This window comes from Sorangium sp. So ce394 (assembly GCF_051474665.1).
GTDB lineage: Bacteria > Myxococcota_A > Polyangia > Polyangiales > Polyangiaceae > Sorangium > Sorangium cellulosum_D.
In genome coordinates this window covers 3,359,888-3,376,250 of sequence record NZ_CP150339.1, presented here as the reverse complement: position 1 = coordinate 3,376,250, position 16,363 = coordinate 3,359,888, and the positions used below count along the sequence as shown (strand labels likewise).

Below are 16,363 nucleotides of genomic sequence, written 5' to 3'. Positions count from 1 at the left end.
GATGGCCATGGCACGTGCTGGAGCTCGGGCGGCACGTTCGTTGCGGCGAACCGCTTCGCCTTCTCTGACCTGGGCAGCCCGGGCGCGGGCGTCGACGCCGTCGACGTGAGCTACTACGGCGCGGTCGGCGTCTCGAGGCTCACGCCGCCGTCGCCTCGAACTCGCCGAGGATGAAGGTCGCCGCGACCGCCGGCTCGAAGAGCTCGGCGCGCACGGCGAGGTACTGCGCGTCGGCGAAGAACCGCTCCCGCGCCGCGCGGTCGGGGAACAGGAGGGTGAAGACGCGGTTGATGCCCGCTTCCCCCTTCAGCACCCGCGCCACGACGAAATCGTGGCCGAAGGCGCCGCCGTAGGACGACAGGATCGGCATCATGCCGGCGCGGTAGCGGGCGTAGGACGCCTCGTCCGCGATCTGGAGCCCCACCAGGAGCACGTGCTGTCGGCCGTCAGCGCCCATGGGAGTAGCCTCCATCGACGTCGAGCGTCGTGCCTGTCACGAAGCCGGCCCTGGCCAGGAACAGCGCCGCTTCCGTCGTGTCCCGCACCTCGCCGACGCGCTGCAGCGGGTGGATCGAGGCCAGCGAATCCGCACCCTCGCCGATGAGCGGCGTGCGGATGACGCCGGGCGCCAGCGTGTTCACGCGGATGTTGTGGCCGGCGAGCTCGGCGGCCAGCGAGACGGTGAGCGCGTGGACGCCGCCTTTGCTGGCCATGGCGGCCGAGGCCGGCATCCGCGCCATGGCCTGCTGGACGAGCACCGTGCCGACATTGATGATCGAGCCCCCGCCGCCCTCGATCATCAGCGGCACCGCCGCCTGCGTCATCAGGAACGTCCCCTTCACGTTGGTGGCGAAGAACCGCTCCAGGTCGTCCTCCGTGCTCTCGAGGAACGGCTTCACGCCGAAGATCCCGGCGTTGTTGATCAGCACGTCGACGCCGCCGAAGCGCTCGCGCGCGGCCGCGGCGACGGCCCGCGCCGTGGCCCGATCGCCCACGTCGCCCGGCACGGCCACGACGCGCGCGCCCCCGTCGAGGCTCCGCGACGCCCGCTCGAGCTTCTCCGGGTCGCGCCCGTTCACGACGACGCTCGACCCCTCGGCCAGGAAGCGCCTTGCGAGGTCGAGGCCGATACCGCTGCTGGCGCCGGTGATGATGACGCGATCGATTCTGGTGGACATGGAGTGTCGCTCCTTTCGCGTCGACAACCTAGGACCGCCCCTCGAACCAAGAAAGTGGTATGTTTCTATGGACTCCATAACTCCAGGTTCTGATCCTGCCGGGCCGCCATGACCTACGATCAGCTCGTCGCCTTCCTCGCCGTCGCGGACGAGGGCACGTTCAGCGCCGCCTCCACGCGGCTGCACAAGTCTCAGCCGGCCGTGAGCAAGCTGGTGCGCAACCTCGAGCGCGAGCTGGGGGTCGAGCTGTTCGACCGCCGGGAGTACCGCGCCACGCTCACCGACGCCGGCCGCCTGTTCCACGAGCGCGCCGCGGCCGTCATCGAGGGCACCGAGGCGCTGCGCAGCTTCGGCATGCGCCTCTCGGGCAAGGCGGAGCCGATCGTGCGGCTCGCCGTCGACGCGGTGACGCCGCTCGGCCCCATCATGGATATCTTCCGGCGAGCGCAGGCGCGTCATCCCCTGGTGCGCATCGAGCTCGGCACCGAGCGGCTGGCCGGCACCGCCGACGCGCTGCGCGAGGACCGCGCCGATCTCGCCGTCGCCACGAGGCTCGGGATCGACGCGTCCGCGGTGGAGATCGCGCGCTTCTGCGACGTGCGGGTGATCCCGGTGGCGCGCTTCGATCACCCCCTGGCGACCTGCGGCGCGCCGATCCCGCCCGCGCTGCTGCGGGCGCACGCGCAGATCATCCTGCGCGACAGCGCCAGGGGGAGCGCCTCGCCGTCCCTGAACGTGCTGGGGGGCGGCCTGCGCTGGACGGTCACCGACGTCGCCGCGAAGAAGGAGATCATCCTCGCGGGCATGGGCTGGGGCGGGCTGCCCGAGCACGTGGCCGCCGGCGCGCTGGCGACGGGCGAGCTCGTGGCGCTGCAGGTCCCCGAGTTCGAGGCCGACACCATGGAGCTGTTCGTGATCCGCCGCCGCGACCGCCCGCACGGCGTCGTCGCGCAGGCGCTCTGGGAGGAGCTGCGGCGCTGCGGCGCCGGGGCGGCGGCGCCGGCGGGAAAGGCCCCGCGCCACCGGAGGAAGGCGTGAGGGTCTATCGACGCGATCGGTGTCCTAGCGTTGCAGGAAGACGAAAGCGCCCTTCTTGTTCGAGATGACGATGTCCGGCCGACCGTCTCCGTTGCCGTCCGCGACCGTGAGCTGGGTGCCTACCCCCGAGTCGTCGTCGATGAGAACGGGCTGGAAGTCGATGCGTTCCGCCGCTCGCGCCTGCTCGAACCAGTAGAGCCGGGCCGGCGCGTCGAAGTCCGGCATGCCGGCAGGCACATGACCCCAGAAGCGCTCGCCGCTCACGAGGTCCTCGAGCCGGTCACCGTCGATGTCGGCGTGAGCGAGCGCGTGCGGCTCGTGCATGAACACGCTCGACGCGGCATCGGGCGTGGTCCCCGGAACGACGACGTGCTCCACGAACGCGGCGCCGGCCACGTTTCGAACCTGCTCGAACCAGGAGAGCCCGTAGCCGTGAGCGGCCAGCGTGGTCGCGATGTCCGCGTCGCCGTCGCCGTCCACGTCGACCACGAGCATCTGCGCTCCCCCGGCGCCGAACGGCTGCTCGACGCGCGTGAACGGCAAGCCGTCGGGCGACTCTGGGTTCTGCGTGAAGTAGCCGCTCGCCTCGATCAAGTCGCTCGCGCCGTCGCCATTGACGTCGCCTGCGCCGAGGCCGTGCGTGAACGCGCCGTACCCCCGATCCTCGGTGAGCGCCCGGAAGACCCACGGCGCGGTCGGGTCCACGCCGGGCGACGACATCCCGAGCGCGCCCCCCGACATGTGCACGAGCTCGGGCACGCCGTCGCCGGTGATGTCGGCGAACAGGGGCGCCTCGTTGTCGATCGGCCACGGCAGCGTATCGTGACGAGCCCAGAGCGCGTCGCCGTCGCCCGGGTTCTGGTACCAGGCCGCGGGCATCCCCGGAAAGCCGACGACGAGGACGTCGGTGAACCCGTCGTGGTCGAAGTCGTAGGGGAACTCGAAAAAGCAATCCGAGTAGCCGTGCGGATCGAAGGCTTTCCTCGGCCACACGGGATGGCTCGCGCCATACCCCGGACCCTCGTACCAATCCGGGCCCGCGATGACGTCCGTCACCCCGTCGCGATTGAAGTCCGCAAAGCTCGCCCCCTCGCAGGTGAACTCGCGGTGCAGCGTGATCTTCACGAAGCGCGCGTCGAGGGCGGCCTCACGCGGGAGCGGTGGGGGCGCGGTGACGGTGCCCGCGGGCGGCGCGTCGGTGCCCGCGTCGACGGGCGCGCGCGAGGATTCGGCCGCGCAGGCGATCATCAAGGCGAGCGGTGTGCAGCACAATAACGCCATTCCCGAAGCCATCTCCGAGCGCTTAGCACGTCGTGGCCTCCTCAACATCCCGGTCGGAAGGACCGGATTGGCGCCGCTCGCCTCAAACGCCCGCCGCGAACGCTCGCACCCGGTCCCGGAACCAGGTGAGCGCCGGGTGCCTGGCTGTCCTGTCGTGCCACACCATGGCGATGGCAAAGCCCGACACCGGGACGGGGGGCGTGAGGATCTGGAGCCGGCCGGCGCGGTCGCGCGCCACGCGCTCGGGGACGAGCGCCGCCATGTCCGAGCGCGCCACGATCTCCGGCACCATCAGGAACGAGGGCACGGACAGGACAACGCGCCGCTCGCGCCCGTGCGCGGCGAGCGCGGCGTCGGTCGCGCCCGCGAAGCCGCCGCCGCGCGGGCTCACCACCACGTGGTCGAGCGCGCAGAGCTGGTCGAGGCTGATGGCGCGCGACACGAGCGGGTGCTTGCGGCGGACGATGACGACATAGCGCTCGTCGAGCACCTTCCTGCTCCGCAGGCGCCCAGGCGCGGTGTCGGGCGTCATGAAGGCGAGGTCCACCTCGCCGCGCTCCGCCTGGTCCGCGAGCTGGGCGCCGTCGAGGGCCCGCCACGCGAGCCGCACGCCCGGCGCCTCGCGCCGGAGCTGAAACGCGAGCGGCATCAGCAGCGCGTACTGCACATAATCGGACGCGGCGACCGCGACGGTCATCTCGGCGGTCTCCGGGTCGAAGCCGGCCCCCGCGTCGAGCACGGCGCGCACGCCCTCCAGCGCCTCGTGCAGCGGTGCTTGCAGCTCCAGCGCGCGCCGCGTGGGCGTCATGCCGCGCTGCGCGGGGAGCAGCAGCGGGTCGCCGACGATCTCGCGCAGCCGCTGGAGCTGCGCGGACAGCGCCGGCTGGCTGAGGTTGAGCCGCCTGGCGGCCCTCGTCACGTTGCGCTCGGCGAGCAGCACGTCGAGCGCGACGAGCAGGTTCAGGTCGAGGCGGCTGCTATCCACCCGGGTGATAGCAGCACAGAAGAACCGCGTTTTCAACGATGCCGGGGAGAGGCGTAGTGTTCGAGGCGTCGACCCGGCCGCGCCGTGGAGGCCCGGGGCTCCGCCGCGCGAGCCGACGAACACGCCCTCGGAAAGGAGATGCCATGAACATCCTCATCGTCTACGCGCATCCCGAGCCGCGCTCGCTCAACGGCGCGCTCCGCGACCGGATGGTCGCCACGCTCACCGCCGCCGGGCACGAGGTGCTCGTCTCCGACCTCTATGCGCAACGCTGGAAGGCGGCGCTCGACCGCGCCGACTTCCCGGCCGAGCCAGAAGGCGCCCGCCTGCGCCTCATCGACGCCTCCCACCGCGCGTTCGCCGAGGGGACGCAGACACCGGACGTGGCCGAGGAGCAGCGGCGCCTCCTCTGGGCGGACGCCGTCATCCTCCAGTTCCCGCTCTGGTGGTTCTCCATGCCGGCGATCCTGAAGGGCTGGGTCGAGCGGGTGTTCGCGCACGGCTTCGCCTACGGCGTCGGCGAGCACTCGGACCGGCGCTGGGGCGACCGCTACGGCGAGGGCGTGTTCGCCGGCAAGCGCGCCATGCTCGTGCTCACCGCCGGCGGCTGGGCCGACCACTACGCGGAGCGCGGCATCAACGGGCCGATCGACGACCTCTTGTTCCCGATCCAGCACGGGATCCTCTTCTACCCCGGCTTCTCGGTGCTGGATCCGTTCGTCGTCTACCGCGCCGAGCGGGTGGACGAGGCGCGCTTCCGGACGATCGCGGCCGACCTCGACCGGCGCCTCGCGGGGCTGTTCACCGATCGGCCGATCGCCTATCGGCCGCAGAATCACGGCGACTACGAGATCCCGTCGATGCGGCTGAAGGACGGGCTCGGGGCGGGACAGCAGGGCCTCCGGCTGCACCGGGCCTGAGCAGGCCGAGCCCGGATCGAGCGCGCCGATACGCTCACCGGATCGCGAGCGGAATCCCGGGCGAGCCGGACGCGCCCCGGAGGGGCAGCGGGCTGTAGACGTAGAAGAACTCGTACGGGCTCTTGTGGCCGTGCGGCCGGTCCTCGAGCTCTGCGGCCAGATCCGCGGCCAGCTCCGAGAGCACCATCGCCTCCTGCATGAAGATTCCGCTCTTCACGAGCAGGTGATGGTGCACCGGGAAGACCACCCCCGGCGCGACCGGAGGCTTCGGCGGGGTGACCTCGATGCCGAAGTTGTCCGACCCGACGCAGGCGATCCCCTTCGAGGAGAGCCACTTCGCGACCTCGAGCCCGATCCCCGGCTGGGCCATCCCCACGCCCGGCTGCGTGTAAAACCCCTCGGTGCCGAGCTCCCAGTTCTCCTCCCAGCCCGTGAAGATCAGCACGACGTCGCCGACGCCGATGTCGCGCGCGTCCATCTTCTGCGCGCGCAGCGTCTTCATCACCATGGAGAGCGTGATCTCCTGGCCCCACGCGAGCGTCTCCCCGCCGTTCGCGTGGCGCTTGACGTCGAGCAGCACGCCGCGCGTGACGAGGGGTTTCACGTTCTCGACGCCGAGGTGCGCGAGCCCGTCTTCGGTCATGACCTCGGCGCCCGTGAACTGGTTGTAGAACAGCGCGTCGTCGGGGTCCGAGCTCCCGGGCGGGATGTAGCCGAAGTGCCCGAGCGCGTCGAACTGCGTCCCCATCTGGCCGAACTCCCCGTGCATCACCTCGGAGTTCGTGACCTGCTGCGCTATCAGCGACATCGGCCCGGCGTCCAGGGAGAGCCCCTGGTTGCCGGGGAACGTCGCCATGCCCGGCTCGTAGACGTGGCCCAGGCGATAGACCTTGCCCTCCTTGATCAGGCGCTTGCCTTCGAGGACCTTGTCGTCCGTCTGCGTGTTGGAGGCGCCCGCCTCGTCGTCAGGGCCCCACGGCGAGGGGCCAGGGATCGGATCATACGCAGCCAGCGTTGGCACGCCGCGCGCCAGCGCCGCGCCTCCGAGCAGGCTGACGGCCACGGTCGCCACGAACGCGCCTCGTAACGGAATCACTCCAGGCTTCATCGACAACCTCCTGGGCTACATCGCACGTTGTCCCGACAGCGCCCCGCGCTCCGGTACGGGCGCGGACGCATGTCCTCCACATCGTACACGATTAAGGACGCTGGAGGACCGCTCTTCGGCGGTGCTCGCGCGCTCCGCCGGCGCCGTGGAGGCTTTGCGCGCACGCGCGACCACCCGGCCTCACGGTGGGAGCGCGCTCGGTCAAGAGCGGCGACGGGCGCGGAGCGCGTAGGCGATGCCGCTCTCCAGGGTGCCTTTGGTCACGATGCCGCTCAGATCCGCGCCCGTCATCGTGAGCGTCTGCGCGACCTGCGGCTTGATCCCGGTGAGCACGACCCGGGTGCCGAGCAGCCCCGCGGCCCGCGCCGCGCCGACGAGGGATTGCGCCACGTGCGCGTCGACGTCCTTCACACCGGTGATGTCGAGGATCGCGATCCTGGCCTTCCGGGCGGCGATCCCTTCGAGCAGCGTCGTCAGGATCTGCTGGGCGCGCGCGGGGTCGACGGTCCCGACGATCGGCATCGCGACGACGCCGCGCGCCAGGGGCAAGAGCGGCGTGATGAGCTCCTGGATCGTCGCCTGCTGCATCTCGATGAGCCGCCGCTGCATCTCCGCGCGCTCGGCCTCGGCCTGCTTGGTCCGGCTGATGTCCACCGACACCGTCCCGACCGCGTAGAGCTTCCCCTCGGCGTCGCGGATGGGGAACTTGGTCGACAGGTAGTTGCGCGGACCGTCCGGATAGACGAGCACGTGCTCGGAGGCGCCCGGCTGCCCCGCGGCTGCGACCTCGTCATTGGCCTTTCGTATCGAGGCGGACGCCGCCGGCGGGAGGAGGTCGTAGACGACCTTCCCGAGCAGCTCCTCGCGGCTCATCCCGTAATAGGCCTCAATCTCGTGGTTCAAGAGGAGGAGCCGGCCCTCGACGTCCACCGCGACCATCATCGACGGTGTGTATTCGAGGAACGCGTGGAGCAGGCTCTCGCTCCGCTCGAGCATCTGCTCGGTGTGCTTGCGCGCGGTGATGTCGTGCGCCGACCCCAGCATCCGGCGCCCCGGGCCCTCCGTACCGCGGCCGAGCGCGACGCCTCGCTCGAAGAACCAGCGAAAGCCCCCGTCGCGGCCGCGCGCGCGGTACTCCACGGTCGCCGGCTCCCCGCTCTCCGAGGCGGCCACGCGAGCCCGGTACTCCTCGATACGGCCGATATCGTCCGGATGGAACATCGAGGAAAGGCCGTCGCCGCGGAGCGGGCCCGCCGCGGCGCCGCTGCCCCCTCCGGCGAGCTCGGCGAGCTCCCGGTTCACGTAGACGTACCGCCGCTCCTCGAGATCGAGGACGTAAACGAGGCTGGGCAGCGCGTCGAGCAAGCGCCCCGGGAGGCTGCGATCCGCCTCCAGCTCGGCGTTGCGGGCGCGCAAGCGCTGCACTTCGTTCCTCAACGCGCCCAGCTCCGCCTCGAGCGCCACGGTCTCCTGCTGCTCGCTCATCGCCTCCGGGGGGATTTTATCCTAGATCCACGCTGAGATGGATCACAATCTTCCTCGACGTCCAGAGTTTTGAGAGCAGCCCTGGCGTGCATGGCGCACAGTCTGGGGAAATTCAATCGTCGTGGAGACATCGATCGCATCGATCGCATCGATCACGTCGATTCCCACCAGCGTGACCTGCCCCCGGCTGGCAGAGCCTCATTTCGGATCGAGGAAGTCGCACGCGGTGAGATTGCGCCCGTGGGTCCAGCGAAAGCTCTCCATCCATCCGTCGAGCACGCCGCGCGCGTAGGGGTCGCCGTAGGCCTGGACGAACACGATCGACCCCGTGCCGGCGCAGATGGGGACGAGCACGAGCCGGAGCTCCACCCACGTACCGCTGACCCGCCATCTCCGCTCGATGCCCGCGCCGAGCGCCGTCGCCACCGGGCCGCCGCCGAGCGCCTCGACGCGCATGGAGTGCGCGGCGACCTCGCGGGCGAACGACGCCTGCACCTCGCCGAAGGTCTTCTCGTTCTCGACATCGCTGGTGATGCGCGTGGACACCGACATTCCGCCGTGCGCCAGCGTGCCGGGCCGCTCGATCACGAACTCGACATCGCCGCCCAGCCGGCCGAGCATCCCCGGCGGCACCCGGCCGACGACATCGAGCCACTCGTTGCGGTACACGTCGCCGTCGAGGCGGCCCGGCTCCGGCTCGGGGAGGCGGACGCGCGGCGGGATCGGGAGACCGGCGAGCGGCGTGGGGACCGGCTCCGGTCCGGCGAGCGTGAAGAGGTGCGACGCGAGCGCGGCCTCGGCGCGCGCGGGGAAGCCGCGCACGAACGCGACGAGCTTGCCCCGGCGGTGGACGGCGATGTTGGCGCCGATCGTGTAGTCGCCGCGCTCGAGGCCGAGCGCGTTCTCCCGCCAGCAGGCCGCGCTCTGGCCGAGCGCGGCCTCGAGCTCCTCCGCGTCCTTCTCGGTGTCCCACGCGCTGATCCACGCCGTCGCGAGGCGCCGATCCGGCCCGACGAACACGCCGAAGCGGTCGCCCGCCCAGCCGGCGGCCGCGCGCTCGGCGACGTCCGCGCCGGCGCAGCGCTCGAGGAGGACGCGCGTGCTGAGCTCGCCGAGCGTGTCGGCGGTGGACAGCGCGTACCCCGGAGGCGGCCTCGGATCGGCGAAGGGCCGCGGGGGCTCGCCCGCGAGGTATTTCTCGGGGTGCAGCACCTGCTCGGTGCTGCGCGGGAAGCGCGTGTACATCTTGTCGACGAGCGGGAACCCGCCGGCGCGATACACGTCGGTGACCAGCAGCATCCCGTCGCGGTAGGGGAACTCGAGGCGCTTGCGCGTCACGTCGAGCGCCCTGTCGAGCTTGCTGCTCGCCTCGCCGCGCGTGACGCTCGCGAGCGGGACGCGCTTCGTCACCTCCACGATCCGCCGCAGCGTGCGCCCGACCGGCGCGCCGGCCTCGGCGCCGAGCCACGCGCCCATCGCCACCATCGCGTCGCCCTCGATGAGCGCGAGCTGCGCGATGGCCTCGTCCGCGCTCGCCGCCTCGGGCGGGCGGGAGAAGCGCTGCGCCTGGAGCGCGTGCTGCACCTCGTGCGCGAGCACCGCTCGCTGCTCGAGCAGCTCGTCCTCGGACGCGAGGGGCACGTCGGGGATGAAGACCTTGTCGGTCGCGCGGCTGTAGAAGCCGACGACCTGCTCCTCCAGCACCTCGTCGACGGTGGAGAGCCCGCCGCGCTCTCCAGGCTGCGGGAGGAAGTCGAAGCCGAGCAGGAACGCGGCCTCGGAGCTGAGCGCGCCGCCCGGCGAGGGCTCCGCGTCGCGGCCGCCGAGCAGGCGCTCCACGAAGCGCGCGCGGTCGAGCCGCTCGACGACGACCGGCCTCCGCGGCGCGAGCTGCCGCGCGGCGCTCACCGCGCGCACGACGTCCTCAATGGCGCCGTCGTCGAGCTTGAACGTCCGTCGCGGCGCCGACGCCGCGGGCTGCTCGGGGCTGCGCGGGGCGCTGGCGGGCGTCGCGGCGTGGCTGCAGCCCGCGCCGAGCGCGAGCGCGGCGAGCGCGCGGAGCCGGCGCGGGCGCATCAGAACTCGCCCAGCCAGTAGCGCGGCTTGGCCCGCGCCGCCTTGCCCGCCGGCCTCGCGTCGCGCTGCTCGAGCGAGACCGACGTGCCCGACGTCGCCATGAGCACGATGCCGCCGACGAGCGCCACGCCGCCGCCGATGACCGTGACGAGGCCCGGCGTCGAGATCCCGCTGTCCTTCGGCTCCGCCGAGCCCGAGTCGTCGACCGATGAGCTCAGGGAGCTCACGAGCATGAGGGTGCCTCCCGTGACCGCGGCGGTGGTGCCCAGGAGGGTGAGCCAGAACCCGGCGGTGCGGCGCCCGTAGCTGCCGGGGTCGACGTGGAGCGTGACGTCGCCCGTCATCTGCGCGAGCGTGAACGGCGCCGGCGGCGGCATGTCCTCCGGCGAGAGCGAGAACCGGCGCCCGTCGCTGCCGTCGATCACCCTGTCGCACGGCGAGACGCAGACGGGCCGGATCTGCTGGACGGCAAAGCCGTAGCCGCCGTAGGCGCCGTACGTCGTGGAGGCCTCCTCGACCACCCGCACGGGCGTCGGGCTGTCGACGTGCAGCCGCACGACGCCGGGCGCGCCGAGCGTCGGCTCAGGGGCCGGGACCGGCTGCGGCGGCGGCGCGGCGCCGTAGCCCGGCCCCGCAGCGCCGGGCTGCGCCGCGCTCTTCTCCGCGAACTTCCCGCGCTCCACGTCCGAGACCTGGGACCACGGGATGACGCGCACCTCCTTCTCGCCCAGCTCGATGATCTTCACGCTCTCCCCGGGCTCGGACGCGACGACGGTGCCCCGGATCGTGCCGCCGTTCTTGAGCGTGACCTCGTCCTCTCCGTCGGCGGCGCGGGCGCTCGCGCTGAGCAACAGCGAAACGGCGGTCAACGTGGCGATGATGGGGAACCGATGGCGCATGAAGGCTCCTGTAGCGTAGGTTACGCAAAGGTCGCCGACTCCACGATCCACCGTCAAGCGCGAAGGCGCGTCACGAACGTGCGCAACGCGCGCATCGCTCGCGGGCGCCGGCGACGAGCGCGCTGACCGTCCGCCGCCGCCCGCGGGCGCGTGACACGGCGCCTTCCCCATGCAGGGCACACCGCGCCGCTGGCACACGAGCCGTAGTCACTCCCTCTCCGGGCTATCGCGATCGCCATGAATCTCTCCGCAAGCGCCGGTATCCAGCGAATCTCTCCGGAAGCGCCGATATCCAGCTCGTGCCGATGACGAGGCGTGGACGGCGTTGTTCCAGCGGCGCGCGCATCATCGAGATGCAGCTCGACGCGAACCGCGCGATGCTGCGTTGTTCCACGCCTTGAACGCGGCCGTTCCAAATCCCCGCCTGGCGTCGCTCCGTGTAACGCGGCATGCTCCGGACGTGATTCTTGAGCGGTCGCGGGCGGATTTCGAGCGCCCGCCTCCGGGCCTCTCGCTGCGGCGGCCGCTCCACCGTATTCGCCCGGTGCGCCCATGGGTCTGCTCGGAGACGCCGTCGCCGAGCCGGGCATGCCGTCACCACGGCCCCCGTCCATCTGCGCGCAGACGAGCGCTGGATTGCCCTCGATGGCGCTGGCAGCCGCCTGGCGGAGGCGGGCTCGCTCGGCGCGGTCGACGGCCTGAACAGGATAATGATGTGGAGGCAGGATGAAGACAAGGGAATTTGGCAATCAACTCGGTATCGTGGTCTGCGCGGGCGCCGCGCTCGGCCTCTCCTCGGCCTGCGCGGTCGCCGATGCGTCGGACGAGCCGCTCGAGGCGCTCGAGCCGCGCTCGTCCGCCATCATCGGCGACGAGGTGGTGCTCTATGAGCACTCGGACTTCTCCGGCGTCTCGCAGGGCTTCGGGATCGGGCGCTACGACGTCGAGGACCTGACGATCATCGGCAATGACCGCGCGAGCTCGATCAGGGTCCCTGCCGGGCTCCGGGCCACGGTCTTCTTCAACGCCAACTTCGAGGAGGGGGCGTACGTCTTCACCTCGGACACGAACCTCGCCGCGGGCACGAACGGCGTGTCCGTGAGCGCGGACGAGATCATCTCGAGCATCGTCGTCGCGCACGCCTCGGACCCGCAGCTGGACGTGGTGACCTTCTACGAGAACGCCAACTTCTCGGGCCAATCGTTCGTGTACAGCGTCGGCGGCAACTTCTTCTTCAACGGCCCATGGGACTTTCGGGTCAGCTCCGTCCGCGTCCCCCCCGGCTTCAAGCTGACGCTCTACGACGGGTACTTCTGGACTTCGCCGGAGTCACGCGTCTTCACGGCAGACGCGAACCTGGCTCCCCACGGCTTCGACGACAAGGCCCGCAGCTTCATCATCGAGCGCCTGTAGGAGCGAGCGCGCGGTGCGCGGCAGCGCGCCTCACCCCGCGCGCGCCGTCGCGCTCTCGCGGCCGCCGGCAGCCGCACCCTCGCCGCGGCGGGCGCCGAGCCCAACCCAGGCTGGCCACGCGAGGCGAGCTCGGCGCGCTCCCCGCGGTCCTTTGCGCAGCAGCCCCCTCGCCTCGAGCCCAACATGTGCGGGCCCCACCGCCGCCGCCGCCACGCTTAGGATCACGTCCAGAGTGTGCGAAGATGCCCGCGGCGGCGCCAGGCGGCGCCCCGGAATGGCCGCGTTCGAGGAGTGGAACATTGAGGGAGCCCGATGATCTGTCAGGTCTGTCGATGTTCGTGCGCATCGTCGAGGAAGGCTCGCTCAGCGCAGCCGGCCGGGCGCTCGGCCTGCCCAAGGCGACCATCAGCCGCAACCTCGCGCTGCTCGAGAAGCGGCTCGGCGCGCCGCTGCTGATCCGCTCCACGCGCGCGCTCAGCCTGACGGATACGGGCAGGCGGTTCTTCGACAGGGTCCAGCCCATCGTTCGAGACGCGCAGCTGGCGACCGCCGAGGTCAAGCGCCGCCACGCGGCCCCCTCCGGGCTGCTGCGCGTCACGGCGTCCGTCGCCTATGGCCAGGCGGCGATCGCGCCCCGCGTGTTCGCGTTCATGAGGCGTTATCCGGCGGTCCGCGTCGACCTGCGCCTCGATGATGGGCGCGTCAACCTGGTCAACGACGGCTACGACCTGGCCATCCGCATGGGGGCGATCCAGGACAGCGCGCTGATCAGCCACAAGCTGGCCGACATCTCGATGGTCATCGTCGCCTCGCCGAGCTGGCTGGAGCAGCACGACATGCCCCGGAGGCCCGCCGACCTCGCCCGGCACGCCGTCGTCGTCCCGCGGCCCGACATCATCCAGTGGAAGATCGGCGGGGAGACCGTGCGCGTCCCCTGGCGCATGAGCACCAGCAACATGATCGTCACGCGGGACGCGGCGAGGGCCGGGCTGGGCATCGCCCTCGTCCCCGAGTTCCTCGCGTCGCGTGACCTGGAGCGAGGGTCGCTGGTACGCCTGCTCCCCGACGTCGAGATGCCGGTGATTCAAGCGACCGCCCTGTATACCCGGGCCGCCCGCCAATCGCTGGCGCTGCGCGCCTTGCTGGACGACCTCCTGGCCAGCCGACCCATCGAGGTCGATGCCGCGCCGTCGTGACCCATTTCGGGACGTCCCATCATAAAGATGCAGCTCGACGCGAAGAGCGTGATGCCGCCTCGTTCCACGCCTCGAACGCCGCCGTTCCAGATCGCCGCCTGGCGCCGCTCCGGGTAGCGAGGCATACTCTGGACGTGATTCTCGAGCGGTCGCGGGCGGATTTCGTACGCCTGCCGCCGGGCCTCCCGCTCCGGTGGTCCCTCCACCGTACTGGGCCCGGCGCGTCGTCGCCGAGCCGGGCGTGCCGTCATCACAGGCCCTGTCGCTCTGCTCGCTGACGAATCGCCAACGAACGCTGGCTTGACCTCGATCGCGCTGGCAGCCGCCTGGCGGAGGCGGACTCCCTCGGCGCGAACGATCGTCTGAACATCATCATAATAATCATGATGTAGAGGTAGAATGAAGAAGAGAGAACTTGGTCATCAGCTTGGTCTCGCGGCGTGCGCAGGCGCCGCGCTCGCCCTCTCCGCGGGCTGCGCGATGGATGGCGCGTCGGACGAGCCGCTCGAGGCGCTCGAGTCGCAGTCGTCCGAGATCGTCGGCGGCCAGGTCGCCGAGGCGAGCCCTTGGGCCGTCCAGGTCTTCGACGTGCGCGGGAGCACGGGCGACTTCTTCCAGTGCACCGGCACCCTCGTCGCGCCGCGCTGGGTGCTCACCGCGCAGCACTGCATCGCGGACGAGGGCGAGACGTCGGCGGTGCGCGTCGGCAGCAACACGTACCTCCAGGGCCAGCGCATCGCGGTCGACGCCGTCGAGGTGCCCTCGGCCAGGGCCGACATCGTGCTGCTCCACCTGACCGAGGCCGCCGCTGGACCGTTCGTCCAGCTGGCCGAGGCGACGTCGGTCGCGACCGGCAGGGACGCGACGGCCTACGGCTGGGGGAGCGAGGGCACGCCGCTGGTGATGGCGCCGTCGCTCAAGAAGGCGACCATCCACATCGACAGCTGGTACTCCGACGAGGAGCTCCTGGCGACCGGCGTGACGGGCTCGGGCTGGAACGGCGACTCCGGCGGCCCGTGGTTCGTCGACGGGCGTCAGGTCGCCGTGTTTTCGGCCGTGAACGGGCAGGACGGCACGAACCTGCACGCGAGGCAGCTCGGCGTCGACGTCGCGCGCCACCGCGCGTGGATCGACGCCACGATCGCCGGCGGCCCCACCGTCCACCCCAGCGGCCAGGTGGTGCTCTACGATCTCTCGAACTTCTCCGGCATCTCGCAGGGCTTCGGGCTCGGCCGCCACGACCTCACGGACGCGACGATCATCGGAGACAACCGCGCGAGCGCCATCAAGGTCCCCGCCGGGCTCCGGGTCACGGTCTTCATGCACCCCGACCGCGGGGGCGAGGCGCGCGTCTTCACCTCGGACACGAATCTGGCGGCCGCGGGCTTCGACAACACCATCTCGAGCATCGTCGTCGCGAACGCCTCGGACCCGCAGCTGGACGTGGTCACCTTGTACGAGAACGCCGGGCTCTCGGGCGCCTCGGTCGTGTACGGCATCGGCTCCTCCCACTTTTTAAGCACCCCATGGGACCAGAGGGTCAGCTCCGTCCGCGTCCCCTCCGGCTTCAGCCTGACGCTCTACGACGGGCTCTGGCGATACTCGGCCGAGTCGCGCGTCTTCACGACGGACGTGACGAACCTCGCCACCCACAACTTCGACAACAAGACCCGGAGCTTCCTCATCGAGCGCTTGTAGGAGCGAGCGCGCGGAGCGGCCAGCGCGCCTCACCCCGGGCGCGCCGCCGCGCGCGCGGCCGAAGGCAGCCATGCCTTCGCCGCGGCGCGCGCGGCGGCATGCCCCCCGGCGGTCGGTTCTGGGCTACCGTGTTCGCCATGAACCTCGCCGGAATCGCCCATATCCAGCTCTCGGTCACCGACTTCCCGCGCAGCCGCGCGTTCTACCGCGCGCTGTGCGAGCACTTCGAGATGCAGTGCCAGTACGACGATCCGGGCAGCGAGGGCGAGCGGCCCATGCTCTATTACATCGGCGGAAAGACCGGCCTGCTGATCCGCCCCGTGAACCCGGAGCACGCGGGCGCCCGCTTTCACCAGTACAAGCCCGGCCTGCACCACCTGTGCTTCCGCGCCCGCAGCCGCGAGGACATCGACGCGTTCCACCGGTTCTTCGAGGGCACGCTGGCCGCGCTCGGCGGCACGCTCGTGCACGCGCCCGAGGAGGGCGCGTGGGCGTCCGGCTACTACTCGATCCTGTTCGAGGATCCGGACGGCATCCGGCTCGAGATCAACCACGTCCCCGGCAAGGGCAACCTGTCCGAGGGCGTCACGCTGCCGCTGCCTCCCGTCCGGGGAGGCGTGCCCGAGCAGGCGTGACGAGGCCCGCGACCTCGCTCCCCTCCCCCGCTCACGCCTGCAGCACCCGCAGCGACCCCCGCACGACTCCATAGCTGCCCTCGACCCGCTGACCGCACCCGCAGCCCGCGGGCCCATGGCACGGCGCCTTCTCCGTGCAGCGCCCGAGGCCGGAGCTCCCTCACCAGCTCCGTTCCCCGCTCGACGCGGACCTCGCGCGCGCCGGCCGTCGCCGCGCGTCAGTTTTCGATTGACGCCCGCCATGTGAACGTTCACAAAAGCTGGGTTCGGCTTGGATGACATCAGGGCGCGCTCCACGTGCGGAACGTCTGGCAACCACCTAGGCTCGATCGCCAGCCCCGCGAGCGAATGAGGCCATTCGCCCGCGGGGTCAACCTACTCGGCGGCTGCCCGGAATGACGGCGTACGCGTGACGGCGATGAAGAGATCACGGATCATGTTCGTGCGCGCC

14 protein-coding genes are annotated in these 16,363 nt (G+C 71.2%); 6 read left to right on the top strand and 8 right to left on the bottom strand.

Annotated elements, in window-relative coordinates:
• Window positions 1–139: 139 nt before the first annotated feature.
• A complete protein-coding gene (locus tag WMF33_RS12605) occupies window positions 140–457 on the bottom strand; it encodes a DUF1330 domain-containing protein (protein ID WP_437337359.1) in 318 nt (105 codons plus the stop codon).
• Window positions 447–1,178: an SDR family NAD(P)-dependent oxidoreductase gene (locus WMF33_RS12600; protein ID WP_437337358.1), complete on the bottom strand. Its 732-nt coding sequence runs from the start codon at window positions 1,176–1,178 to the stop codon at window positions 447–449. The genes WMF33_RS12605 and WMF33_RS12600 overlap by 11 nt, the downstream gene beginning before the upstream one ends.
• Window positions 1,179–1,286: 108 nt before the next feature.
• Between WMF33_RS12600 and WMF33_RS12595 the strand changes: the two genes are divergently transcribed.
• Complete coding sequence (locus WMF33_RS12595) at window positions 1,287–2,216, top strand: LysR family transcriptional regulator (protein ID WP_437337357.1); 930 nt, start codon at window positions 1,287–1,289, stop codon at window positions 2,214–2,216.
• A 24-nt stretch (window positions 2,217–2,240) separates the two neighbouring features.
• Here WMF33_RS12595 and WMF33_RS12590 read toward each other — a convergent pair whose 3' ends face one another.
• Both WMF33_RS12590 and WMF33_RS12585 read right to left on the bottom strand, forming a co-directional pair.
• Window positions 2,241–3,497: an FG-GAP repeat domain-containing protein gene (locus tag WMF33_RS12590; RefSeq protein WP_437337356.1), complete on the bottom strand. Its 1,257-nt coding sequence runs from the start codon at window positions 3,495–3,497 to the stop codon at window positions 2,241–2,243.
• An 82-nt stretch (window positions 3,498–3,579) separates the two neighbouring features.
• The gene (locus tag WMF33_RS12585; protein WP_437337355.1) at window positions 3,580–4,482 is read right to left on the bottom strand and encodes a LysR family transcriptional regulator; all 903 of its coding nucleotides are present in this window, start codon (window positions 4,480–4,482) and stop codon (window positions 3,580–3,582) included.
• Window positions 4,483–4,625: 143 nt separating this feature from the next.
• Between WMF33_RS12585 and WMF33_RS12580 the strand changes: the two genes are divergently transcribed.
• Entirely contained in the window at window positions 4,626–5,402 is a 777-nt protein-coding gene (locus WMF33_RS12580; RefSeq protein WP_437337354.1) for an NAD(P)H-dependent oxidoreductase, read from the top strand.
• A 34-nt stretch (window positions 5,403–5,436) separates the two neighbouring features.
• Here WMF33_RS12580 and WMF33_RS12575 read toward each other — a convergent pair whose 3' ends face one another.
• The 4 genes from WMF33_RS12575 to WMF33_RS12560 all read right to left on the bottom strand — a co-directional run bounded on the left by WMF33_RS12575 (window position 5,437) and on the right by WMF33_RS12560 (window position 10,970).
• Complete coding sequence (locus tag WMF33_RS12575; protein ID WP_437337353.1) at window positions 5,437–6,510, bottom strand: cyclase family protein; 1,074 nt, start codon at window positions 6,508–6,510, stop codon at window positions 5,437–5,439.
• Between the two features lie 201 nt (window positions 6,511–6,711).
• Window positions 6,712–7,995, bottom strand: a complete 1,284-nt coding sequence (locus WMF33_RS12570; protein WP_437337352.1) for a PAS domain-containing protein — start codon at window positions 7,993–7,995, stop codon at window positions 6,712–6,714.
• A gap of 198 nt (window positions 7,996–8,193) precedes the next feature.
• Window positions 8,194–10,071 (bottom strand): hypothetical protein, encoded by a 1,878-nt coding sequence (locus WMF33_RS12565; RefSeq protein ID WP_437337351.1) that lies wholly within the window; start codon window positions 10,069–10,071, stop codon window positions 8,194–8,196.
• On the bottom strand, window positions 10,071–10,970 hold the full coding sequence (locus WMF33_RS12560) for a hypothetical protein (RefSeq protein ID WP_437337350.1): 900 nt from the start codon (window positions 10,968–10,970) through the stop codon (window positions 10,071–10,073). The genes WMF33_RS12565 and WMF33_RS12560 overlap by 1 nt, the downstream gene beginning before the upstream one ends.
• 726 nt (window positions 10,971–11,696) lie before the next feature.
• Here WMF33_RS12560 and WMF33_RS12555 point away from each other — a divergent pair.
• The 4 genes from WMF33_RS12555 to WMF33_RS12540 all read left to right on the top strand — a co-directional run bounded on the left by WMF33_RS12555 (window position 11,697) and on the right by WMF33_RS12540 (window position 15,912).
• On the top strand, window positions 11,697–12,383 hold the full coding sequence (locus WMF33_RS12555) for a hypothetical protein (protein ID WP_437337349.1): 687 nt from the start codon (window positions 11,697–11,699) through the stop codon (window positions 12,381–12,383).
• A 299-nt stretch (window positions 12,384–12,682) separates the two neighbouring features.
• The gene (locus WMF33_RS12550) at window positions 12,683–13,579 is read left to right on the top strand and encodes a LysR family transcriptional regulator (protein ID WP_437337348.1); all 897 of its coding nucleotides are present in this window, start codon (window positions 12,683–12,685) and stop codon (window positions 13,577–13,579) included.
• 399 nt (window positions 13,580–13,978) lie between these two features.
• Entirely contained in the window at window positions 13,979–15,277 is a 1,299-nt protein-coding gene (locus WMF33_RS12545) for a S1 family peptidase (RefSeq protein WP_437337347.1), read from the top strand.
• A 137-nt stretch (window positions 15,278–15,414) separates the two neighbouring features.
• On the top strand, window positions 15,415–15,912 hold the full coding sequence (locus WMF33_RS12540) for a VOC family protein (RefSeq protein WP_437337346.1): 498 nt from the start codon (window positions 15,415–15,417) through the stop codon (window positions 15,910–15,912).
• The last annotated feature ends 451 nt before the right edge of the window (window positions 15,913–16,363 follow it).